At 29.7% G+C, this 24,088-nt stretch carries 18 protein-coding genes; 10 read left to right on the plus strand and 8 right to left on the minus strand.

Annotated elements, in window-relative coordinates; genetic code table 11:
- Positions 1 to 39: 39 nt before the first annotated feature.
- The 5 genes from GYM72_RS05690 to GYM72_RS05710 all read right to left on the minus strand — a co-directional run bounded on the left by GYM72_RS05690 (position 40) and on the right by GYM72_RS05710 (position 8,799).
- Positions 40 to 2,448 (minus strand): GumC family protein, encoded by a 2,409-nt coding sequence (locus tag GYM72_RS05690; protein WP_220263731.1) that lies wholly within the window; start codon positions 2,446 to 2,448, stop codon positions 40 to 42.
- Between the two features lie 22 nt (positions 2,449 to 2,470).
- On the minus strand, positions 2,471 to 3,256 hold the full coding sequence (locus GYM72_RS05695) for a polysaccharide biosynthesis/export family protein (protein ID WP_220263732.1): 786 nt from the start codon (positions 3,254 to 3,256) through the stop codon (positions 2,471 to 2,473).
- 338 nt (positions 3,257 to 3,594) lie between these two features.
- Complete coding sequence (locus tag GYM72_RS05700) at positions 3,595 to 4,494, minus strand: exopolyphosphatase (RefSeq protein ID WP_220263733.1); 900 nt, start codon at positions 4,492 to 4,494, stop codon at positions 3,595 to 3,597.
- Complete coding sequence (gene ppk1 / locus GYM72_RS05705) at positions 4,491 to 6,548, minus strand: polyphosphate kinase 1 (protein WP_220263734.1); 2,058 nt, start codon at positions 6,546 to 6,548, stop codon at positions 4,491 to 4,493. Before ppk1 ends, GYM72_RS05700 begins: the two co-directional genes overlap by 4 nt.
- 106 nt (positions 6,549 to 6,654) lie before the next feature.
- On the minus strand, positions 6,655 to 8,799 hold the full coding sequence (locus GYM72_RS05710; RefSeq protein WP_220263735.1) for a carboxy terminal-processing peptidase: 2,145 nt from the start codon (positions 8,797 to 8,799) through the stop codon (positions 6,655 to 6,657).
- A 108-nt stretch (positions 8,800 to 8,907) separates the two neighbouring features.
- Here GYM72_RS05710 and surE point away from each other — a divergent pair, with 108 nt between their 5' ends.
- Entirely contained in the window at positions 8,908 to 9,684 is a 777-nt protein-coding gene (gene surE, locus GYM72_RS05715) for a 5'/3'-nucleotidase SurE (RefSeq protein ID WP_220263736.1), read from the plus strand.
- A 164-nt stretch (positions 9,685 to 9,848) separates the two neighbouring features.
- On the opposite strand, the gene GYM72_RS05720 is transcribed toward surE, so the two are convergent.
- Complete coding sequence (locus tag GYM72_RS05720) at positions 9,849 to 10,271, minus strand: DUF4359 domain-containing protein (RefSeq protein WP_220263737.1); 423 nt, start codon at positions 10,269 to 10,271, stop codon at positions 9,849 to 9,851.
- A 256-nt stretch (positions 10,272 to 10,527) separates the two neighbouring features.
- Here GYM72_RS05720 and GYM72_RS05725 point away from each other — a divergent pair, with 256 nt between their 5' ends.
- Entirely contained in the window at positions 10,528 to 11,703 is a 1,176-nt protein-coding gene (locus GYM72_RS05725) for a MalY/PatB family protein (protein ID WP_220263738.1), read from the plus strand.
- 179 nt (positions 11,704 to 11,882) lie between these two features.
- On the plus strand, positions 11,883 to 13,418 hold the full coding sequence (locus GYM72_RS05730; RefSeq protein ID WP_220263739.1) for an anaerobic C4-dicarboxylate transporter: 1,536 nt from the start codon (positions 11,883 to 11,885) through the stop codon (positions 13,416 to 13,418).
- Between the two features lie 13 nt (positions 13,419 to 13,431).
- On the opposite strand, the gene GYM72_RS05735 is transcribed toward GYM72_RS05730, so the two are convergent.
- Together GYM72_RS05735 and GYM72_RS05740 are read right to left on the minus strand one after the other, a co-directional pair.
- Complete coding sequence (locus tag GYM72_RS05735) at positions 13,432 to 14,421, minus strand: ABC transporter ATP-binding protein (protein WP_220263740.1); 990 nt, start codon at positions 14,419 to 14,421, stop codon at positions 13,432 to 13,434.
- A 4-nt stretch (positions 14,422 to 14,425) separates the two neighbouring features.
- Complete coding sequence (locus GYM72_RS05740) at positions 14,426 to 15,415, minus strand: iron ABC transporter permease (protein WP_220263741.1); 990 nt, start codon at positions 15,413 to 15,415, stop codon at positions 14,426 to 14,428.
- 93 nt (positions 15,416 to 15,508) lie between these two features.
- Between GYM72_RS05740 and GYM72_RS05745 the strand changes: the two genes are divergently transcribed.
- The 7 genes from GYM72_RS05745 (at position 15,509) to GYM72_RS05775 (ending at position 24,067) form a co-directional block, all read left to right on the plus strand.
- Positions 15,509 to 16,897, plus strand: a complete 1,389-nt coding sequence (locus GYM72_RS05745; RefSeq protein WP_220263742.1) for an FAD-binding oxidoreductase — start codon at positions 15,509 to 15,511, stop codon at positions 16,895 to 16,897.
- Positions 16,898 to 16,965: 68 nt separating this feature from the next.
- A complete protein-coding gene (locus tag GYM72_RS05750; protein ID WP_105297843.1) occupies positions 16,966 to 17,466 on the plus strand; it encodes an RNA polymerase sigma factor in 501 nt (166 codons plus the stop codon).
- Positions 17,456 to 18,148, plus strand: a complete 693-nt coding sequence (locus GYM72_RS05755) for a hypothetical protein (RefSeq protein WP_160564870.1) — start codon at positions 17,456 to 17,458, stop codon at positions 18,146 to 18,148. Before GYM72_RS05750 ends, GYM72_RS05755 begins: the two co-directional genes overlap by 11 nt.
- 130 nt (positions 18,149 to 18,278) lie before the next feature.
- Positions 18,279 to 20,117 carry a DNA topoisomerase IV subunit B gene (locus GYM72_RS05760; protein WP_220263743.1) on the plus strand — a complete coding sequence of 613 codons (1,839 nt, stop codon included), beginning with the start codon at positions 18,279 to 18,281 and terminating at the stop codon, positions 20,115 to 20,117.
- 54 nt (positions 20,118 to 20,171) lie between these two features.
- Positions 20,172 to 20,657 (plus strand): hypothetical protein, encoded by a 486-nt coding sequence (locus GYM72_RS05765; RefSeq protein WP_160556799.1) that lies wholly within the window; start codon positions 20,172 to 20,174, stop codon positions 20,655 to 20,657.
- A 42-nt stretch (positions 20,658 to 20,699) separates the two neighbouring features.
- On the plus strand, positions 20,700 to 23,297 hold the full coding sequence (locus tag GYM72_RS05770; RefSeq protein ID WP_220263744.1) for a DNA gyrase/topoisomerase IV subunit A: 2,598 nt from the start codon (positions 20,700 to 20,702) through the stop codon (positions 23,295 to 23,297).
- 167 nt (positions 23,298 to 23,464) lie between these two features.
- A complete protein-coding gene (locus GYM72_RS05775; RefSeq protein WP_160556801.1) occupies positions 23,465 to 24,067 on the plus strand; it encodes a superoxide dismutase in 603 nt (200 codons plus the stop codon).
- The last annotated feature ends 21 nt before the right edge of the window (positions 24,068 to 24,088 follow it).

The raw sequence follows: 24,088 nt of genomic DNA on the forward strand, positions 1-24,088 counted from the left end.
TTTTCCAGTCAGTTTTATAATTCAGTAAATATAATATTTTTATGCCTTAAAAATATATTTTTTTACGAAATGTTTAATTTTAGTGAATTTTTTGTCGTTATAGCCGTAAGTATAATTATATCCATATCCATCTTTTGTATCTACATAATTTATGAGTATGGATGTTTTGTGAATATCAAATTTACCCTCTTTTTTAGTATGATGTAATATATCTAACATATTTTTTTGTAAATAATTTACTCTCATTATAAATAAAACTAAATCAGAATATTTATTAATCAACAACGTATCTGTCACTACACCTATCGGAGCTGTATCAACAATTATATAATCATAATTCTCACGTCCATATTTAATAATATTTTCAAATCTTCCATTCATTAATAATTCAGAAGGATTAGGTGATATTTTACCTGAAGGAAATAAATCTATTTTTAAGCAAGATGATTGTTGTTTGAAATAGGTAAATATATTTGAAATACTTGAATTAATTGATATTATATTAGTTGCAATATCATTAATATTCCCAGATAAATAATCCGATACCCCATCTAAATTACCTTCTATACCTAAATTTTCTCTAATTTTTGGTTTGCGAATATCTGCTTCAATTATTAAAACTTTTTTATTAGCTAAAGCTAATGTAAGTGCTAAATTTAAAGAAGCAAATGTTTTACCTTCACCACTTATTGTCGAAGTTACGTATACACATTTAGATTTATAATCCATTTCTGGGAGGAAAAAATTTATATTTGTACGCAATAATCTAAAAGCTTCTGCTGAAGTAGAGTTTATACTCGTAATATCCACAATTTTTGTATCGGATTTAGGTAAATATCCTATAATAGGAATATTTGTTATTACTTTTTCAATATCATTTTTATTTTTAATTTTATCATCAAATAAAAAATTTATATAAAATATTACAACTGGAATTATAAAACCTATAATACCAGATATAAAAATAATTATATAAGGCTTTGGAAAAATAGGATTTTTATTATAAAAAGCTTTATCAACAATTTTAACTATATTGGGAGTTGAAGCAGTATATATTTGTGTTTCTTCTCTTTTTTGAAGTAATAATAAAAATAATGCTTCAATGGTTTGTTGCTTTCTATAAATATCTTTAAATTCTCTTTCTTTTGAAGGCAATTCTGATATTTTACTTGAAACTTGTCCTATTTGCTTTTCTAAATTACCAATTGCAATGTTAGTAGTATTTTTATAATTTCTTAAACTGACACGAATGTTATTGTTTAGTTCAGAGATTTGGGAATTTAAATTTTTAACTATCGGATTTTCTTTAGTTGAACTCACTAACATTTTATCTCTTTCAAGAACGAGCTCATTATATTGTTTTGTTATGGTTATTAGAGAATTATCTGTTAAACCTATATTTGAGGGTAATAATGAATTTTTATTAGAATTAATAAAATTATTCATATAATCTATTAAACTTAATTGTATGGAATGTTGCTTTATTTGTTCTTCAATTCTAGAAGATTCTAAAACTTGTTTTTTCCCCTCGGTTTCAAAATCAAATATTTTTTTTGTTGATTTGAATTTTTCCATGCTACCATCTGTTATACCGAGTTCTTTGGATATTAAAGACAATCTATCATTTATAAATGAAATAGTTTTTTTTCCAATCTTTTTTTTATCATCAATTATATCATCTTGAAACTGAAGTATTAATAGATCAATTATTTTATTAGCATTATTAGGTAAATTACTTTTCATACCTAAATTAATAACATGTCCATTTTTGGACATACTATAAACATCCAATAAATTTATATATTCTAAGGTAATATCTATAAGAGGTACAATGGATACTAATACGGATTTTTCTGAATTAGATGTATGATTGCGAAAAAAAATAATTTCTCCAAACTTAAATTTCAATGGTTTGCCGAAAATACCTTCAATTTTATTATTAGTTTTTAGGTCTTTACAAATAAAGTTTTTACTAGATTTAATAACTATTTCATAATTTTTGGTGCTATCCACTAAATATTTAAATTTCTCGTCAACAAATTTTAATGTAATAGGTGAATTTTCTTTATAAATTTCTGTGGTTAAAAACCCTTTTTTTTCTTTATACTTAATATTTAAATCTAATTTGTCCACAACCTTCATCATTAAACGACGCGATTTAAGTATCTCAATCCAATCATCTAATTTATTTCGAGATAGATCCGCAAAATCTGTCATATCCATCCATTCTGAAATAAGAAAACTTTCTTTATTTCCTGTTTCAAGAATAATTTTGCTTTCTGACAAATATTTTTTAGGAGTAATTTTTAAAAATAAAATTCCAATAGCCGTAGTTATTATGATGGAGAATAAGAACCATCTCCAATATTTAAAATATTGAAATATTAATTCTTTAATATTTATAAAATCTTCTTTTTCATAATATATATTTTTGTCATATCTATTCATATTCATACTATTTACAAATATATTAACGGGTAAGAATTGAAATTACGGAGATAATTATACCTGCTAAAGATATAAATACCGAATTTGTTGCGCTATAAGCCGAAGAATTAGTTTTTGCATTGTTAGGATGAACATAAATAACATCATTTTGGGATAAATAATATACCGGCGATCTGAATATTTCTTTTGAAGTTAAATCTACCGTAGTAAAAGTTTTATTTCCGCCTTTATCTCGTATGATTAAAATATCTTTTCTTTTTCCATATATAGTAAGATCACCTGCTAAACCAATAGCTTCAAGAATTGTAATTTTTTCATTGGATAATGTATATGTTCCTGGATTAGTAACTTCACCCAAAATTGTAATTCTGAAATTGGATATGTGAATATTAACTGATGGATCTTTAATATATTTTCTAAGTTTATCTCTTATAAAATCCATAGCTTGAGATCGAGTTAATCCTCCTAACTTTAATTTACCAAGTACAGGAAAATCAATTTCACCATTTTCATCTATTAAATAGGTTTTCAATCTAGGATTTGTTGAAATTAAACTTTCTGATCCAGTAATATTTGCATTATATGGACTTTGTTGATTGAATGGAAGCGTAGACTCCAAATTCAAGGCTGAAACAGTAATTATTAATAAATCATCTGGTTTTAAAGTTGGTGTATACTTATAAAATTCTTCCAAAACTGCTTCATTACCTTGAAAATAATATAGATCTTTTTTTGAGACACATGAAGATATTAATCCTGATAAAAGAATTAATAAAAGTGGTATGATAAAAGAACTATTTTTTTTCATTAGTTTTTTATTTTTATAAACAAATATATTATTAAAATATTTTAAAATACAATATTTTTAATTACTATATTTTTATTCTTAAATACTAAATTAAGATTAGCAAAAATAATATATTTTAACATTATAATCTAAAAATTATTTAAAATTTAATAATTAAATTTATTAAAATTAAATAAAATAAATACATAGTTAAAATGCAATTTTAATGATAACAAATAAAATACTATTAAAATATCTCATAAATAATTTTAAGTAATATGCAAATATTTACTTTAAAATATTATTGATCTAAATTTAGTAATTTATATCGACATAAGACATAAATAATATGTTTTTTTTTATTTTAATGTTTTTTTATAAAAATTATACATTAAATTAATCATTCCATCAGCAGCACCAATTTTTGGAACATGAATTCGTGTGGAATGAGCAAATTTCATAACCGAATTATATATTAATAATGCAGGAACAATTACATCTGCCCTATCCGGTTTCATATTAAATTTTTCAATTCTTTCCTCATAAGAAATGCCTTTATATAGTTCGTACTGATGATGTATATAAGAAGTCGAAAGAAATTTACCTTCTTTTTTTCCTGAATTTTTAAATACAAAATTTATATTTCCTCCTGATCCTATTACATCTACGGATTTCCCTTTTGTTATTTTAGTCACCCAGGGTTTAACAACATTTGTTAGATAATTTTCATCTACCTTTTTATCTAATAATCTAACGGTTCCTATAGGAAAAGATTGACTATGAAGAACTTTACCTTTATTTAATAGGGATATTTCCGTACTCCCCCCTCCAACATCTACAAATAAATAATAATTATCGGAATACAAAAAATTTTTAAGTTCCGAACTAAAAATGATTTTTGCTTCTTCTTCTCCGGAGATGATATCTATTTTAATTCCACTTTTGTCTTTTATATAATTGATAACATCTTTGGAATTTGAAGCTTCTCGCATAGCAGATGTAGCAAATGCCCTATATTCATCCACATTATAAACTTTCATCAATAAGCTATAAGCTGTCATTGCATCATTTAACCGCACCATAGTTTTTTTAGATATTTTCTTATCTGTAAAAACATCCTGTCCCAGTCTTATAGGTACACGAACTAAACTGGTCTTATTAAATGTTACAGTTTCTTTAGTTTCATAAATGGTATTTATTAGTAGTCGTACTGCATTAGAACCAATATCTATAGCAGCATAGGTTAATATATTCATCATTTATTTAACTCTTTAATATATTGATATATAGTTTCTTGAGAACGGTTTTTCTTTTTTCTATTTTTCTGGTAGGGTTCCTCAAATCCTTCTTGTATCAAACGTCCTTTGACATTATCGTTAAAACCTAGTTCGAAAATTTTCATAATCTCCTGTTTATTTTTTGCGCTGATAATAGGACATGCTACTTCTACTCTATGATCAAGATTTCTTGCCATAATATCCGCCGATGAAATATAAATGAGGTCATCACCTCCATTCTTAAACCAATACACTCGCGGATGCTCTAAAAATTTATCTACAACACTAATTATTTTAATATGATCACTTAAACCGGGAACTTGAGGGATTATAGAACATATACCTCGTACGACCATTCGAACTTCCACTCCCATTTTACTGGCTTCATATAAATAATCAATGATTTCTTTATCACATATACTATTAACTTTAATATTAATTTGCGCGGGTAATCCGTTTTTTTTATTATTTATTTCCCTTTCAATACCCTGTATAATTTTTCGACGTATTCCCCAAGGGCTTACTGCTATATCTTTATAATGTTTTACCAAATAATTGGCATTAAAAAAATCAAATACTTGATCCACTTGTTTTACTATTGCTTCATTAGCTGTGAAAAGAGTGAAATCCGTATACAATCGTGCGGTACCTTCATGAAAATTCCCTGTTGAAATAAATGCATATTTAGTTGCTGCACCTCGTTGAGGTTCTCTTTCTACAATTCCTATTTTTGAATGGACTTTTAATCCGGGAACTCCAAAAATTACCTTTACACCTTCATCTTGTAATTGTTTTGACCATTTAATATTATGAGCTTCATCAAATCTTGCCCTTAATTCTAAAACTGCCGTTACTTCTTTTCCATTCCTTGCAGCATTGAGTATGGCACTTAGAACTTGGGAGTCACTGGCAACCCTGTATATGGTTATTTTTATTTTTTTTACTTTTGGATCGATGGCCGCTCCTCTTAAAAATTTCAAAAAAACAGAATAATCATAATACGGAGCATAAAGTAAAGTATCTTCTTTGGCAAAAGCCTTGAAATAGTTTTTTTCTCCTTTTAAAATTTTAGGTATAATCGGTTCTATTTTTTTATATTCCAGATCTTGCCGTCCTAAGGTAGGAAATTTCATAAAATCTTTTTTATTATGATATTTTCCTCCGGGCGCTAAACTATCGTATTCATCTAGATCAAACATTTTCTTTAAAAACCTGAGCGTTTTAGGATCAATAGTTTTATCGTATACTAAGCGGACCGGTAATCCTTTTAATCTTTCTTTTAAGGCCACTGCTATGCTATCTACATAACTGACTTGCACATCGTTATCAATGGATAGATCCGCATCTTTCGTTAATTTTATGGATTTCCCCTCGATGGTCTCGAATTTAAAAAATTGAAAGATATCTTTTAAATGATATCTAATAATATCTTCAAGAAATATTACATAATGTTTATCATTAATATCAGGTAAAACTAAAAAGCGCGAAAATCTGTCCGAAGGAACTTCAATAAGAGCATATTGTTGATTTCCATTTTTTTTAGTCATGGTTACTATTAAATAAAAAACATTATCTCTAAGGTTGATCGTTTTATCTCCTTCTTTCCAATATAATATAGTTAAATTATGACTTAATTTATTTTCAAAAAAATCTTGAACGAAAGGTTTCAAGCTCTCAGGTAAGGTCTTATCATCTACTAATAAGGTTTTTTCTTTGGCCAGCTCCTTAATTATTTGTTCATACAATTTATCATATTTTTCTTGCTGATGAGCAACCGTCATATTAATCTCTTCCAATAAATTTACATCTTCTTGACTCTCAACAATATTATTATATTTTCTGTTGAATTGAACCATTCGAGCTATATAAGCATACCTTACTTTATAAAATTCATCTAAATTGTTAGAATATATTCCTAAAAAACGAAGTCTTTCCAATAAAGGATTTTTCTTATCCATTGCCTCTTGAAGTACTCGAGAGTTGAATTTAAGCCAACTTATTTCCCTATTGATATATCGAAAATTAGATCTATCCATGACTAAAATTTATTATAATTAAATCTAAAAAAATTTATTCTATTTTCAAATGGGTTAAAAAAAAACAATCCATAAGTTTTTATGGATTGTTTTTGCTATTGTTCAATTATTTTTTATTAATAATATCATTTAAAACATTGACAGATTCTCTAAGGTTAAAATCTTTTTTCATTCCTTTGTACCAATCTTCCCGTTTTGCTTTAAGGACAGTATCTTCTTTAAACTTGACTAACTCGTAAGCCGGAGCCTCTACTTTTATTTTTGCATCAAAATTAGTTTCCTTTTCATATACTTTACTTTGATCCCTTCTTTTATTCATTTCCTGCATGAACTTATCATACTTTAGCGGGATTTTAGTAATCTTTTCCAATTCTTTTGTCCATTTACCTGCTTTCTCTATAGACGAAACATAGGTACTGCCTTTTAATCTTTCTGCACTTCTTGCTTTAAGATATTCATAATCTATTTTAGGTGTACCTTTCCAGGTAGAATAATTTGTTGGAGATATCTGATCCCACGGTAAAGCATATTCTTGAGACTTTTCAAAGATATCAGAATAGGAAAAAATACCGGGAATAACTATATCGGAATTTACCCCTTTCAACTGAGTTGAACTTCCGTTTATCCTATAAAATTTTTGAATAGTTACCTTTAAGGCTCCGAACTTATCGTCTTTCATACCAAATCGATCTAAAGGAAAGATAGTTTGTACCGTTCCTTTACCATATGTTTGAGAAGGTCCGACAACCACAGCCCTATGATAATCTTGCATAGCTCCGGCCAGTATTTCTGACGCAGACGCTGAAAGTTCATTGGTCATAAGAATTAAAGGCCCATCCCAAACAATATCTTTTTCTTTGCTGTCTAATACTTTTATTTTTCCACCGGAATCTTTCACTTGAACTACGGGCCCCTTTCCTACAAATAATCCGGTTATATCAACCACCTCAGATAATGATCCTCCCCCGTTGTTTCTTACGTCCATAATTAAACCGGTTATTCCTTGCTTTTTTAATTCATTAATTTCTCTTTTGATATCATCGGAACAATCTCTGCCTTTACTGTTACTCTCTAGATTCACATAAAATTCGGGCAAATACAATATACCGAATTTATTACCTTTTTCATCCGTTATAATCGCACTTCTAACAAAGGTTTCCTGAATTTCAATTTCCTCTCTTACCAAAGTTACCGTTTTGGTACTTCCGTCCTTTTTCTCTAAAGTTAATACTACCGTAGTTTTTTCTTCACCTCTTATTAATCTAATGGCATCATCTAACAGCATTCCTACTACACTCACCGGATTACCATTTTTACCTTGTTGTACTTTAATTATTTTATCTCCTGCCTCAATTTCTTTAGATTTCCAAGCCGGACCACCAATTACTAATTCCCTGATCGTAGGATACCCTTTAACATCTTGTAATGTTGCACCAATTCCTATAATTTTACCGCTTATAGAGCTGTTAAAATTTTCTTTATCTTTAGGTGAAAAGTAGGTAGTGTGAATGTCAAAAACTTCCGTGTATGCATTGACAAATATGGAAAATAGATCAGATTTTTTTCTTAATTTTATTTGTCTAAAGTATTCTGACAAGTTTTCTTTAACTTTTTTTACGGCATCTGCTTCTATTTCTTCTTTTGTTTTAGGCTTTTCGATTTTTTTAGTAACTTTTTTACTGATCGAATCCGTTTTTATGGAATCACTAGTATTTATGCTATCTTTTACGTTTTGAGTATTAAATATTTCCTGTAGTATTCTATATTTAATGTAAGATTTCCAATACTGTTTTGCCTGATCTTTATTTTTTGGGAATTTTCTTTTTTTATCATCAGAATAAAAATAATCATCATTAGAGAAGGTAATTGGCTGACTGAAAATATCATTAACATATTGTTCCGTTTCATCAATTCTTTTATACAACCTATCGATAGTTAAATGATAAAATGAAACATCATTATTAATAAACATATCACTCATTTTATCTCTGTATTCAGAAAACTCATCCATATCAGAATCCAGAAAATATCTTTTAAACGGATCTAAGTCTTCCATATATTTTTTAAAAACATCCCTTGAATAAGACACATCTAAATTTTTAGGCGCATAGCTTGTAAAAAGTAGTGTTTCTCTAACTCTTTTAATTATCTCTCTTTCATTGTCGGCATGAGAAGAAGCATTAAAACAAAACACTAACAGGCTCATTGAACATAGCGATAAAAATATCCAGGTCTTTTTTAAATTAAGCATCGGTTTACGTATATTATTTGTAATTTTAAAAAATAAATTCAAAGATACTATATTTTTACAAGGAAAAATCTTAGTTTTGTTATAAATTTTAAATTTCATTGAAATCCTATGGAAAAGCCTTTAATATTAGTTACCAATGACGACGGAATCAATGCTCCAGGAATACGTGAGTTGATTGATATTATGAATGAAATCGGTGAAGTATATGTTGTTGCTCCGGATAAGCCTCAAAGTGGAATGGGACATGCAGTAACCATTCATTCTACTATTCGTGCAGAAAAAATGTATATTGAAAATGATACCCGCAGAGAATGGGCTTGTAGCGGTACTCCTGTGGATTGTGTGAAATTAGCCATTGATCAATTATTACCCCGAAAACCGGATATTTGTGTCTCAGGAATTAATCACGGTTCCAATTCCTCAATTAATGTAATTTATTCCGGAACGATGTCTGCTGCCATTGAAGGAGGTATTGAAGGAATTCCTTCCGTTGGTTTTTCTCTATGCGAATTTTCTTATACTGCAAATTTCAAAGCAGCCAGAAAACATATAAAATCTATATGTGAAAATATTTTAAAGTATGGATTACCCGAAGGGGTCGTTCTCAACGTGAATATTCCTGAAGCCGAAGAAAAAGATATTCAAGGAATTAAAATTTGCAGACAGGCAAATGCTCATTGGGATGAAGAGTTTGACCGTCGAATTGATCCTAAGGGCAAAACTTACTATTGGATGACGGGTAAATGGTGTAATTCAGATAAGGGAGATGACACGGACGAATGGGCATTAGAAAATAATTTTATAAGTATAGTTCCCGTTCAATTTGATTTAACTGCTTACCATTTTATGGAAAAAATTAAACAATGGAATTTTGAAATAAAATAACATAATTTATAAATAAACTTTAAAAAGGAAATATTTCAAATGTTGGTTGTTATTGGTATATGTATTTTTGCAATTTTGGGGATAATTCTTTTTGCTATATTGAATAATAAAAAATAGCTTCCACATAAAGCTTTTCTCTTAAACAATTTAAAATTATATTGATATTAAGGATTATTTTGCGATAGTTTATTAAATTCTTTCTTGATATCAAATTTTTGAATTTCTTCCTCTACTTTAGGAAATAAGAACATTTTATCGAATATTCCTAATCCAATAGTTTTCCATTTATCATGATATAAGATTTCAATGGTTGAAAACAGATAATAATTTTCTCTTCTTATATGAGTGTCCATCATGTAAGTAACGATCTTATCACTAATGACGGGAATTATATTCTTACTAAATTCAGCTAAAAAATTAAGATTAGGATCTTTGTTTTCATTTAGTTCATCCTCCACTTTCTGATTCATAATGGATGTTAATTTATCTTTAATAAATGCTTGGTGCATTTCTTTGTCCGGATTAGTAAAAAAAAGACTACCAGCCAATAGTATAATGATAAAAATAAATAAATACCTTAATTTCATATTTCTTCAAATTAAAAGTTGCAAAGATAAAATAAAAATTTTATAGAAATATTTATATTCTACTTCATTTAACCTTATGTTTTATCTAATTACATGAAATAAATTAATATTAAATATCGGAACTTATCTTATAATTTAAGTTTAAATAAAACTATTATATTGTTCTGAATAACAAAAACAGTAATATAAAATTTTATATAAAAATCACATTATCCATCTAAAAAAACTCATATTTTTGTGTAAATATTATTCGGAAATGGGCAATTATAATTTTGATCAAATCATAGATAGAAAAAATACAGATTCACTTAAATTTGGAGTTCTTAAAGAAAGATTTGGAAGAGATGATCTTATCCCTCTTTGGGTTGCAGATATGGATTTTCAATCTCCAAAGGAACTTGTTGATGCTATGGTTGAAAGGTCAAAGAACGGAATTTTTGGATATCCTTATGTTTCCAATGAATACTATCAATCAATCTGTAATTGGCAATGGAGACAACATCAATGGAAAGTAAGCAAAGAAGAGATTAGTTATTTACCTGGAGTAGTCAAAGGAATTGCTTTTGCTATAGATGTCTTTTCAGAAAAAGGAGACCAAATTATAATTCAACCGCCCGTTTATCATCCTTTTCGTATTATAACCCAATTACATGACAGAGAAGTGGTAACCAACCCCTTACTTTTAGAAGGAGATCAATACAGAATGGATTTTGAGGGTTTGGAAAAATTAATGACTACCAAATGTAAAATTTTATTACTCTCAAATCCCCACAATCCCGGAGGCAGAGTTTGGAGTCAAAATGAGTTGAAAAAACTTGCTGAAATTTGCTATAAAAATAAAGTACTGGTTATCTCGGATGAGATACACTCTGACCTGGTACTATTTGGAAATAAGCATGTTCCTTTTGCAACAGTTTCAGAAGAAGCAGAATTAAACAGCATTACCCTTAGTGCCCCTTCAAAAACGTTCAATATAGCAGGTTTGGTTACCTCCTACTCCATTATTAAAAACAAAAATTTAAGAGAGCGTTATCATAAATATTTGGTTAGCAATGAATTGAATCAAGGAAGTATATTTGCCTATCTGGCCATACAAATTGCCTATGAAAAAGGGGAAGATTGGATGAATCAATTAAAAAAGTATATCGAAGAAAATACTAAATATGTAGACCAATTCCTAAAATCAAACTGTTCAAAAATCAAAGTAATCATACCGGAAGCATCTTTTCTTATATGGCTGGATTGCAGAGAATTAAAATTATCTCAAAAAGAATTAAATTCGTTTTTTATAGACAAAGCTCGTTTAGCATTAAATGATGGCGCCATGTTTGGTAAGGAAGGTACTGGATTTATGAGGATGAACGTCGGATGTCCTCGATCTGTACTTGAAGTTGCTTTAAAGCAATTATCGGATGCTGTCAGAAAATTATAATTAGGTTTATTATTTTAACTAATCATTAACTTATTTATAATTAAAATAAATTAATAGTTAACTTTTCGCTTTTCGACCACATTATCAGCACGTTAGATTATATTATACATATACATGTTAAAAATCATATAAATAAAAAATGATAAATTATCTAGTTTTATCCTTGAAAAAGGAATTATATGAAAAACATTTATATTATATTGTTAACTTTCATCTTATTCACGCCAATATTTGTTAAATCTCAGAATGTAAGTTTACTTGCAACTGCCTCAACAGCTCAGGTAAATCAAAAAACTTCTGCGAATTCAAATGAAATAAAATCAGAGGAAACTAAAAAAGAAACCATTTCTAATTCGAATGCAACGAATGAAAATAACGCCCCTTTAAAATTTATCACACAATTAGGGTTATTATTAATCGTTATTTATTTTGGTATAAAAAAAGGAGGAGTTTCCTTAGGTTTATTAGGGGGATTTGGAGTGGCCATATTAGTTTTATTATTCAGGGATTCTCCCGGATTACCTCCCATTGATGTAATGCTTATAATACTTGCCGTAGTTACTGCTTCTTCAACCTTAGAGGCCACCGGTGCACTCGGTATGTTGGTGAGTTTTGCGGAAAGAATTTTACGTAAAAATCCAAAATATATTGTCTATTTAGCTCCATTATCCACTTTCTTTTTAACCATGCTTGTAGGAACCGGTCATGCTGTATATCCTTTATTACCGGTTATTTACGATGTATCTTTTAAACAAAAAATTAGACCCGAACGACCTATGGCGGTAGCTTCCATAGCCAGTCAAATGGGAATTACAGCCAGTCCTATAGCAGCAGCAACAGCAGCTATGATCGGTGTAGCCTATAAAGCCGGAGTTACCATAAACTTAATTGACATTTTATTAGTTACCGCTCCTTCTTGTTTTTTAGGTGTGATGTTGGCTGCAACTTGGAGTTTAAATAGAGGAAAAGATCTCGATAAAGATCCTGCATTTTTAAAGAAAATGGAAGATCCTGATATGAAAGCTTATATAGTAGGTGATTTAGAAAGATCTGAAAGTACTAAACCTTCAAAAGATGCTAAAATATCATTAAGCTTATTCTTTATTGGTATCCTATTTATTATCTTAATTGCTTTATTCCCGGATTCAATTTTACCAAAAAATAACGGTAAAACTATTCCAATGACCAGCGTATTGCAATTTATTATGTTAGGAGTTGGTGCTATTATAGTCTTAATAACTGGAGTTAAAGCTAAATCTATATCGGATACTAAGGTTTTTAATGCGGGAATGATTGCTGTAATTATGATTTTTGGTATAGCTTGGATGAGTGAAACCGTAATAAAAAATAATGAATCCTACTTATTATCTTTAATAAGTGATATGGTGAAAGAACGTCCCTGGACATTTGCCATAGCCATGTTCTGTGTGTCTATGTTTTTAAAAAGTCAAGCAGCCACAATATTGGTTATGATGCCCATTGGATTTATGCTACATATACCTGTATCCATTTTAATCGGATGTATTCCTGCATCTTATGCTTACTTCTTTTTTGCTTTTTATCCATCGGATTTAGCGACCATAAATTTTGATAGAACAGGAACAACCCATATCGGAAAATATATTCTTAACCATAGTTTTATGATACCGGGTTTAATCGGTGTAATTTCAGCTACAGCCATTGCTCTATTTTTATCCTATTACGTAGTTAATTAAATTAATTGCTTAACTATTTTTTCAATTTCAGGAAATTGATAAGATTTTCTATGGATGTAAAACTATATTCATTTTGATTCTTATCAATAAGATAAAATACGGAATCTTTTTCTAAAATCTGGATGGATGCTTGATCGGAAATAACAAAATTATTTTTTACCAAAGCTTTTTTTAACCAGTATGCAGATTGAGAATTGAAATATACTCGTACTGATTTAGAAGTATCAGAATTGAAAAAATTATATTCATTGGCTTGATAATCAAAACGTATCGTATCGTTTACAAAATAATCACATATGTTATATCTGTTAGCAATATCTTCTGTAAAACCTGTATGTAACAAATTATCTTTTATAAACCATAATCGGTCTGCTACGGCAAGGCCTAAGGATAAATCATGAGAAGTAAATAAAATAGATTTACCCTGATCGTGGGCATACATTTTAATTATTTTCATAATTTCTAATTTATTAGCTATATCTAAATGTGAGGTAGGTTCATCTAAAATTAATATTGGACAATTTTGAACTAAAGCTCTGGCAATCATCACCTTTTGAAGATTACCATCCGAAAGTTTAGTTATATTATATTCTCTATATTGGCTAAGATTCAACAGGTGCAGTATATCGTCAATCGCTTCAATCTCTTTTTTTGCAAGACTCTGATACCATTTTTTATAAGGATATCTACCTAAAGCCACTAAATCAAAAACCCGTAGAGAGGGGCTAACAGGGTTTTGAGAAAGAACTATCGCAAGATATTTTCCTGTTTCTAGGGGTAAGATTTCAGAAATATTTTTACCCTCAATTTTTATTGAGCCCTCAAGCAGAGGAAGTTCACCATAAATTGATTTTAATAAGGTAGTCTTTCCACTCCCGTTTTTTCCAGTCAAAAGTATAATTTCTCCTTTTTTAACTGTAGCATTTATCCCCGAGAGAATTGGCGTTTGATAACCTATGGATAGATTATGAAATTCAAGTATAGAATTACTGTTTGTTTCCAAAGGATTAATTTTTAAATCTGTCTTTTAAAATTATAAATAATATTGTTGGTACACCAATCAAAGAGGAAAGTATATTTACAGGTAATTGCGTATAAATCATAATAAGACTTACCAATAACATAAATCCGCTGCCAATTAAAATATTTAAATTAATTTGTACCCAAAGTGCGGAAGGATTCCAAATTTGTCTGCAAAAATGCGGAATAATAATACCTACAAATACAATCGGCCCAAGCATAGCGGTTGTACTTCCCGTGAGTAAGCAGACGGCTATCAGAATATTAATTTTAAGCTTCGCCATATTCACTCCTAAAACCTTTGCATACTCTTCTCCCATGAGATAACCTATTAATTTTTTTACCGACATAAAAGCCGGAAGTAGTCCCAGTATCGTGCAAATTGTATAAACTGAAATTTGATTTCCGGATAATCCTTCAAATGAACCAAAAGACCAATATACGTATTGTTTCAGAGTTTCAGACTGTGAGTAAAATTGTAAAGTACTGATTAATGACCCACAAAAAGAGGATAAAAGGAAACCAATAATAATAAATGTGGAAATATTCTTAATTTCTTTGGATATAAACAATAACAGGAGTGAAGTAAACAAGGCACCCGTAAACGCACTTATGATAAGTAACCAACCTTCTAGCCATTGATATTGAAGAAAAAATAGTACTCCACCTAAAAAAATAAGCAATGCTACAGCTAAAGCTGAAGCAGATGTAATTCCTAAGACAGAAGGTTCTGCTAAAGGATTTTTAAAAAGTTCTTGAAGTAAAAATCCACTAACGGGTAATGATATCCCTGCTAATACTACAGCTACCGCCCTGTAAAATCGATACGAAATAATTAACTTTTTAGTTTCTTCTTGAGTAAAAAAAAGATCGTATAAAGAAATATTTTCAAATCCGGTCAATAAATTAATAAGAAATAAGAATATACAACTTAAAAAAAGTAAAATTATAAGAAGTATAAATCTTTTTGAAAACATAAATACAAATATAAAAACTACTCGACCATTTGTAGTGAATAATCTAGTAAATTCTGTTATCAAATTAGTATTTTTGCATTGAATTTTAACTTTATGCCTGAATATATTGATTTTTTTGTTGAATTATTAGGACCTGAACATTGTTTCTACGATGAACAAAGTCTTGAATTTTATTCTTATGATCATACCGAAAATTTAAGTTTTAAACCTTTGTTGGTTGTTAAACCTGAAAATTCGGAAGAAATTTCTCAAATAGTTAAATTCTGCAATGAAAAGACGATACCTATTACAACTAGATCCGGGGGTACCGGACTAATGGGAGGAGCTTTACCTATACATGGAGGAATTATTTTATCCATGGAAAGACTTAATAAAATTATTAAAATCGATATTCAGAACTACCAGGCTGTTGTTGAAGCAGGAGTTATCAATTATCAACTTCAACAAGCCTTAGAACCGTACGGTTTATTTTATGGTCCTGATCCTTCGAGTTGGGGCAGTTCCTATATAGGAGGAAATATTGCTACCAATGCAGGAGGATTACGAGCGGTGAAATACGGAGTCACTTCTGCTTCTGTATTGAATTTAGAAGTAGTTCTCCCCAATGGAGAAATTATATGGACAGGTGCTAATACGCTTAAAAATTCAACCGGATATAATTTAACCCAATTGTTTATAGGCAGCGAAGGTACGTTAGGTATAGTTACCAAAGCCGTTTTGAAAGTTCTTACAAAACCCAAAACTGATATTACTCTGCTTATTCCTTTCCACAATTTAGAGGATTCGGCAAAGGCTGTAACGGAAATTTTTAAAAGCGGTTTACTACCCTGTTCACTTGAACTTATGGAAAGAAATGCTTTGGAACAAACCTTATTGCATTTAGATGAAAACTCTATTATTTTACAAGAAAATGTACAAGCTCATTTATTAATAAATTTCGACGGAAATTCTCAAGAAGAATTATTACCATTACTTGAAAAAACCATAGCGGTTGTTGAATCGTTTCCGACAGAAGAAATTTACTTTGCCGATAATGAAACAGATAAAAACCGTTTATGGGAATTAAGAAGAAAAGTTGCTGAAATTGTAAAATCAAACGGGTATACTATTGAAGAAGATACGGTTGTACCAAGAGCTGAATTACCTAATTTGATAAAATTCGCTCATCAATTAGCGAAAAAAAATGGATGTAAAGTAGTTTGTTATGGTCACGCAGGAGATGGAAATCTACACATTAGATTCAATCATCCGAAATATAAAAATTCGTATAATAATCCTGTTATTCGTGCCATGCTTTTTGAATTATTTGAGTATATCCATTCTCTTGGGGGAACAATTTCAGGAGAACATGGCATTGGATTGCTTCAAAAAACATTCTTGCCTATAGTTTTTTCAAAGGCTAATTTGCAAATCCAAAAAAACATAAAAAAAACCCTTGACCCTAAAAATATTATGAATCCTGGAAAATTAATCCCCGATTAGAATAATCCAAATTCTATTTATGTAACAAAATTTTTAATGTAATTACTTATAATTTAATAACTAAATCTGTGAAAAAAATCGAATTAGAATTTTCTAAATTAATTGAAAAAAATCAGGGAATCATTCATAAAGTTTGCCGAATTTATACAAACAATGAAGAAGATTCTCAAGATTTATTTCAAGAAATTCTTTTACAACTTTGGAAATCCTATAAAAGTTTTCAAGGAAATTCTAAATTCACTACATGGATGTACAGAGTTGCACTAAACACGGCTATTACCCTTTTTAGAAAATCAACTAAAACCATCAATACCCAAGAAATTGATAACACCTTATATAAAATATCTGAAAATGATGATTTTAGTGAAAAACAAGAACAAATCAACAAGCTTTATGAGGCTATTAAAAAACTTTCTGAAATAGAACGAGCGTTAGTGTTGCTATATTTAGAAGATTTATCTTACAGAGAAATTTCCGAGACTTTGGGTATTACAGAAGTTAATGCACGAGTAAAGATGAATCGCGTGAAAACCAAATTAAAAGAAATAATGAACAAAAATGAAGAATGAATTGGATATAGACAGTCTAAAAAAATCTTGGCAGAAGCAAAGTGAGACCAATCAATATTCTCAGGCAGAATTAATATTGATGCTTAATAAAAAATCGCGTAATAATGTAAAATACATTGTAATCATAAGTGTTATTGAATTTATAATTTTAATGACCTCTCTCCTGTTTACAGCAGCGGATATGAACCTTATTATGCCCAATTTGGGAGGAGAAGCTCTCAAAGTTTACATTCGTAACTATCACATTAGCAGATTGCTCATCTATTTTAATCTCATAACTTCCATTGGATTTATATTTTATTTTTACAGATGCTATAAAAAAATTGATCTCCTGTATTCGACCAAAGATTTAATCAATAATATACTAAGATTTAGAAAAAGCGTTAATTGGTTCATTTGCATTAATATTTTGCTGGGTGTATTGATACTTATTTTAACCGGCTTTTATGAATTTATGTACGGAAAAAGATTGGGACGAGGATTCAATTCAACAGATATTTTAAATATTGATCAAATAAGACTTAATTTCTCTTATCCTGAAAATATATTTGTTTTTATTATCATTTGCATAATTTTATTTTTAATAATTATTGCCTACTATTTATTAATTTATGGAATATTACTCAAAAAATTAAAGAAAAATTTGAACGAAATTAAAAAATTGGAAAAAGACAATCAATAATTTATTTTAAAAACACAAGAGATAGACTAATAGTCTACCCTATTACAAAATCATATACAATATACTATTTGTGTATGATTTTTTTTATAAATGAAAAATCGTATTTTTGCACATATTTAGTTGGAAGAAGATGAATCAAAGTACTCAATATACCGAGGATAATATAAAAACTCTCGAATGGCAGGAGCATATTCGTATCCGTCCGGGAATGTATATTGGAAAATTAGGTGACGGATCTTCCCCGGATGATGGTATCTATATTCTCTTAAAAGAAATAATCGATAATTCCATCGATGAATATGTTATGGGAGCAGGAAAAAAAATTGATCTTTCCCTTGATAATACCATCATAAAAATACGAGATTACGGAAGAGGTATTCCTTTAGGAAAAATGGTTGATGCCGTTTCTAAAATGAACACGGGAGGAAAATATGATTCCAGAGCCTTTAAAAAATCCGTTGGATTGAATGGAGTGGGTACAAAAGCCGTAAATGCATTATCCTCCTACTTTAAGGTTAAATCCGTACGTGACGGAGTTTCACGATATGCTGAATTTTCAAAAGGTGTACTGACATACGAAAGCCCTGAAACAGAATCCAAAGAAAGAAAAGGTACCGAAATTTCTTTTGAACCTGATTCTTCCATATTCGGAAACTTCAAGTTCAGGAAAGAATATATAGACAAAATGCTTAAAAACTATGTCTATCTTAATCCCGGACTGAAAATTTTCTTTAATGGAGAAGAATACTATTCTGAAAATGGATTGCAAGACTTACTTCAAGATAATATTGAAGGAGAAACGATTTATCCTATCATCCATTTAAAAGATGAAGATATTGAAGTAGCTTTCACTCACAGCGAACGTTCTCAATCAGAAGCTTATTTTTCCTTTGTAAACGGTCAACATACCACACAAGGAGGAACACATCTCAATGCTTTTAAAGAAGCCTTCGTGAAAACCATACGCGAATTTTATAATAAAAACTACGATGCATCTGATATTAGAAAATCAATAATAGCTGCGGTTTCAATTAAAATTATTGAACCGGTTTTTGAATCGCAAACTAAAACTAAATTGGGAAGTAGTGAAATGGGCCCCGATTTACCCACGATTCGAACTTTTATGAATGATTTTCTTAAAAAACATTTAGATAATTTTTTACATAAAAATCCGGAGGCGGCAGATGCTCTTCAAAGAAAAATTATAATATCTGAAAAAGAAAGGAAAGAACTTTCCGGCATTCAAAAACTGGCAAGAGAAAGAGCAAAAAAAGTAAGTTTACACAATAAAAAATTAAGAGATTGTCGTCAACATTACAATGATCAGAAGTCTCAAAGAAAATTAGAATCTACTATATTTATTACGGAAGGTGATTCAGCCTCCGGATCCATAACTAAAAGTAGAGACGTGGAGACCCAAGCGGTATTCAGCCTTCGTGGAAAACCATTGAACAGCTATGGATTGACCAAAAAAATAGTTTATGAGAACGAAGAATTTAATTTACTTCAATCTGCTTTAAATATTGAAATAAGCTTAGAAGATTTACGTTATAATAATGTAGTTATCGCAACTGATGCCGACGTTGACGGAATGCACATCCGTTTGCTTATGATAACTTTTTTCTTACAATTTTTCCCTGATTTAATAAAGAACGGACATTTATATATTCTCCAAACTCCTTTATTCAGGGTTAGAAATAAAAAAGAAACACGGTATTGTTATACAGATGAAGAGCGAATTAAAGCAATCCAAGAGTTAGGAAAAAATCCCGAAATAACTCGTTTTAAAGGGTTGGGAGAAATATCACCTGACGAGTTTAAAAATTTTATCGGCAAAGATATAAAATTAGAACCCGTAATGTTAAGTAAAAATACTTCTATTGAAGAACTATTGGACTTTTACATGGGAAAAAATACACAAACCAGGCAAGAATTTATAATTAACAATTTAGTAATAGATACTTTTTAATAATTGAAATTAAAAAAAACTATATAAGATGAATAATCCAAAAACTGCTTTTTTATGAAATTTCAAAATCCAAAAACCAAAAGTAAAATTGCTATAATAAATATTGTAATATTGATAGTTTTTTTTACTAGTTTTGTATTTATCTATTTAAATGTACCTGCTTTTGGCAGAAGTGATGAATTTGTTTTATTTATAAGTCTATTATTGCTTATTTATTTAGCCTATTTAGGTTGTCCTTTCTTTAGGTATGACAGTGAGGGAGAGACTTTAATATTTCAAAATGAGAAATCTCTTCCGATTGCATTTTTGGTTAGAGAATCATTATCTGACTTTCCTAAAAGAAAACTTGTTAAATTTGTTATAAAAAACAAGCCTTTATTTAAAAAAGTTTTAGAAATTTACATATCCAGTAAACGAGTAAGTTCAGGACAATCTAAAGTGAATTTCGATATTTCATATTTAAATTCTAGACAAATTAGAGATATACGAATTTCACTTAATAAGGTAATCAGCGAAAACAAAAAAGAAATTTATCAATAAAAGTTTATAAAATAAGTATATAAAGACACTTTTAAACTAATAATGAACGAAGACAATCAAGAAAACGTAAATAAAAATAATCAAAACACTGAAACTATTCAAAAAATATCTGGTATGTACCAGAATTGGTTTTTAGATTATGCTTCTTATGTCATTCTTGAAAGGGCTATTCCATCCATCTTCGACGGTTTAAAACCCGTTCAAAAAAGAATCCTTCACTCAATGAGGGAATTGGAAGATGGCCGATATAATAAAGTTGCCAATGTGGTGGGAAATACCATGAAATACCACCCCCATGGAGACGCTGCTATTACCGATGCTATCGTTCAAATAGGACAAAAAGAACTATTAATTGATACCCAAGGAAACTGGGGTAATATATATACAGGAGACGGAGCAGCTGCTGCCCGTTATATTGAATCCAGACTAACTCCTTTTGCTTTGGAAGTTGTCTTTAATCCTAAAACCACGGTTTGGAAACCATCTTATGATGGACGGAATAAAGAGCCTGAAAACCTTCCTATAAAATTTCCCTTACTTTTATCTCAAGGAGTGGAAGGTATTGCTGTGGGATTATCTACTAAGATTTTACCACATAATTTTTTAGAATTAATCGATGCTTCAATTGCGATATTAAAAGGAAAACCATTTACCTTATATCCTGATTTCCAAACAGGCGGTTTAATTGACGTTGCGAATTATAATGACGGAGAACGCGGAGGAAAAATAAGAGCTCGAGCCAGAATTTCAAATCCGGAAAAAGGACTTCTTTTAATAAATGAAATTCCGTATGGAACTAATACAGGTTCTCTTATAGACAGTATCCTTAAAGCCAATGAGAAGGGAAAAATTAAAATAAAAAAAGTTGAAGATAATACCGCTTCTGAAGTTGAAATTTTAATACACTTACCTAACGATGTCTCTCCGGACAAGATGATTGATGCTTTATATGCATTCACAGATTGCGAAATATCAATTTCTCCGAATGCATGTGTCATCAATGTAGATAAACCTGAATTTTTAAGTGTTTCTGAAATATTAAGAAGAAATACCAATCATACTGTAAATCTTCTTAAACAAGAATTAGAGATTGAACTCGGCGAATTGCAGGAACAATGGCATTTTGCTTCGTTAGAAAAAATATTTATCGAAAACAGGATCTACCATCAAATCGAAGAACTTGATAAGTGGGAAGATGTGATCTCAACTATCGATGTCGGATTAAAACCTTTTACCGGCCATTTGATTAGAGAAGTTTCCGAAGACGATATTAATAAGTTAACTGAAATACGCATTAAAAGAATTACCCGATTTGACCTGGATAAAGCAGAGGAAAATATTGCAGCATTAGATGGAAAAATAAAAGAAGTAAAACACCATTTAGATCATTTAATACAATATGCAATTGAATACTTTACCAATATAAAGAAAAAATACGGGAAAAATAAAGAAAGGAAAACCGAAATTCGAACTTTTGATACAATCGACGCAGCAAAAGTTGCAGTTGCAAATATTAAATTCTATGTCAATCGTGAAGAAGGATTTATTGGATATTCCCTTAAAAAGGATGAATACCTTTTTGACTGTTCGGATATAGATGATATAATTGTGTTTAGAAAAGACGGGGTAATGTTGGTTACTAAAGCAGATGCTAAAACTTTTGTAGGAAAAAACATCATCCATGTAGGAATTTGGAAAAAAAATGATACCCGTACTATTTACAATATGATTTATCGTGAAGGTAAACTAGGTCCTTGGTATATGAAAAGATTTCCGGTTACCTCCATAACCAGAGATAAAGAATACAATTTAGCCTCTACCGCTAAAGGTTCAGAAGTCCAATATTTTACTGCGAATCCTAATGGTGAAGCGGAATCAGTTACCATTTTCCTTAAACCCAGCCAAAGACTTAAAAAATTAAAGTTTGATATAGATTTTTCGGAATTAGCCATTAAAGGAAGAAGCTCTAAAGGAAATTTGGTATCAAAAAATTATATAAAGAAAATTGAATTAAAAGAATCAGGTATTTCTACTTTAGCCCCTAGAAAAATATGGTTTGATGAATCGGTACAACGTTTAAACGTTGAAGGCCGCGGTAAATATTTAGGCGCTTTTAAAGGAGCCGATAAAATTGTTACCATTTCTTCTAACGGTATTGCTAAACTTCATACTTTTGATCTGTTAAATCATTTTGATGATGAATTTTTAGTACTAGAAAAATGGAATCCGGAAAAACCGGTATGTTGTATATATTACGACGGAGATAAATCCATTTATTATATTAAACGTTTCTTATTAGATGATACCTTGAATCCGCAAATATTTTTTATCTCAGAAAATCCAAGATCTTTTATAGAATGGGTTGGAACCGGATGGAAATTAATTGCTGAAATCAATTTTGGAAAAGATAAAAGTCCGGAAACTATTAATTTAGAAGACTTTATAGCTATTAAAGGAATTAAGGCACAAGGAAATCAAATTTCTAAAGAAAAAATAAAAAAGATAACCATTACAGAAGAACCTTACGAACAGGAAAATGAAGCAAATGCCGATGCTGAAACTGAAGAAGCCCCAACTGAACCTAAAGATTCTCAAGATCCGAACTCCGGGACAGATGGTGAACAGATAAATCTTTTCTAATAATCTGAATATTTTTTATTTCAAAAAAACAGTAAATATTTGTTTACATATTAATTTCAAATATCTTTATTAAATAATTTAATGCCTTTACCGCATACTTACTCTTAAATTCACTAGATTTGTTTAATAAATTTAAGTTAAGTTTAATTTTTAATTAAAAAAAGAATATGGCATTTGAATTACCAAAATTACCGTATGCATACAATGCGCTAGAGCCTTATATCGATGCAAAAACCATGGAAATCCATTATACGAAACATCATGGTACTTATACTACAAATTTAAATAATGCAATCGCCGGTACAGAACTTGAAAATTTACCTATTGAACAAATTATAATTAAAGGTTTTGATAAAACCCCTATAAGAAATAATGGTGGTGGTTATTTGAACCATTGTTTATTTTGGGAATGGTTAACCCCTAATGGTAAAGGTAAACCGGAAGGAAATTTAGCTGCAGCAATCAACGAATCTTTTGGATCTTTTGATGCTTTCAAAGATGAATTTTCAAAAGCAGCAGCCGGCAGATTCGGATCCGGATGGGCTTGGTTGTTATCCAATAATGGAAAATTAAGTATTGGCTCAACGGCAAATCAAGACAATCCTTTAATGCCGGGAGTAGGTGCATCAGGAACTCCTATTCTAGGGTTGGATGTTTGGGAGCATGCTTACTATCTTAACTATCAAAACAGAAGAGCAGACTACATCAGTGCTTTCTTTAACGTGATAAACTGGGATAAAGTTTCTGAATTATTTGAATCAAGTAAATAAATCAGTATAAAGATTTAATAA

The organism is Apibacter sp. ESL0404 (assembly GCF_019469245.1).
GTDB lineage: Bacteria > Bacteroidota > Bacteroidia > Flavobacteriales > Weeksellaceae > Apibacter.

Excerpts from the sequence above, each read along its gene's own strand:
- GYM72_RS05690 (WP_220263731.1), bottom strand. The coding sequence starts at position 2,448 with ATGAATAGATATGACAAAAATATATATTATGAAAAAGAAGATTTTATA.
- GYM72_RS05695 (WP_220263732.1), bottom strand. The coding sequence starts at position 3,256 with ATGAAAAAAAATAGTTCTTTTATCATACCACTTTTATTAATTCTTTTA.
- GYM72_RS05700 (WP_220263733.1), bottom strand. The coding sequence starts at position 4,494 with ATGATGAATATATTAACCTATGCTGCTATAGATATTGGTTCTAATGCA.
- ppk1 (WP_220263734.1), bottom strand. The coding sequence starts at position 6,548 with ATGGATAGATCTAATTTTCGATATATCAATAGGGAAATAAGTTGGCTT.
- GYM72_RS05710 (WP_220263735.1), bottom strand. The coding sequence starts at position 8,799 with ATGCTTAATTTAAAAAAGACCTGGATATTTTTATCGCTATGTTCAATG.
- surE (WP_220263736.1), top strand. The coding sequence starts at position 8,908 with ATGGAAAAGCCTTTAATATTAGTTACCAATGACGACGGAATCAATGCT.
- GYM72_RS05720 (WP_220263737.1), bottom strand. The coding sequence starts at position 10,271 with ATGAAATTAAGGTATTTATTTATTTTTATCATTATACTATTGGCTGGT.
- GYM72_RS05725 (WP_220263738.1), top strand. The coding sequence starts at position 10,528 with ATGGGCAATTATAATTTTGATCAAATCATAGATAGAAAAAATACAGAT.
- GYM72_RS05730 (WP_220263739.1), top strand. The coding sequence starts at position 11,883 with ATGAAAAACATTTATATTATATTGTTAACTTTCATCTTATTCACGCCA.
- GYM72_RS05740 (WP_220263741.1), bottom strand. The coding sequence starts at position 15,415 with ATGTTTTCAAAAAGATTTATACTTCTTATAATTTTACTTTTTTTAAGT.
- GYM72_RS05745 (WP_220263742.1), top strand. The coding sequence starts at position 15,509 with ATGCCTGAATATATTGATTTTTTTGTTGAATTATTAGGACCTGAACAT.
- GYM72_RS05755 (WP_160564870.1), top strand. The coding sequence starts at position 17,456 with ATGAAGAATGAATTGGATATAGACAGTCTAAAAAAATCTTGGCAGAAG.
- GYM72_RS05760 (WP_220263743.1), top strand. The coding sequence starts at position 18,279 with ATGAATCAAAGTACTCAATATACCGAGGATAATATAAAAACTCTCGAA.
- GYM72_RS05765 (WP_160556799.1), top strand. The coding sequence starts at position 20,172 with ATGAAATTTCAAAATCCAAAAACCAAAAGTAAAATTGCTATAATAAAT.
- GYM72_RS05770 (WP_220263744.1), top strand. The coding sequence starts at position 20,700 with ATGAACGAAGACAATCAAGAAAACGTAAATAAAAATAATCAAAACACT.
- GYM72_RS05775 (WP_160556801.1), top strand. The coding sequence starts at position 23,465 with ATGGCATTTGAATTACCAAAATTACCGTATGCATACAATGCGCTAGAG.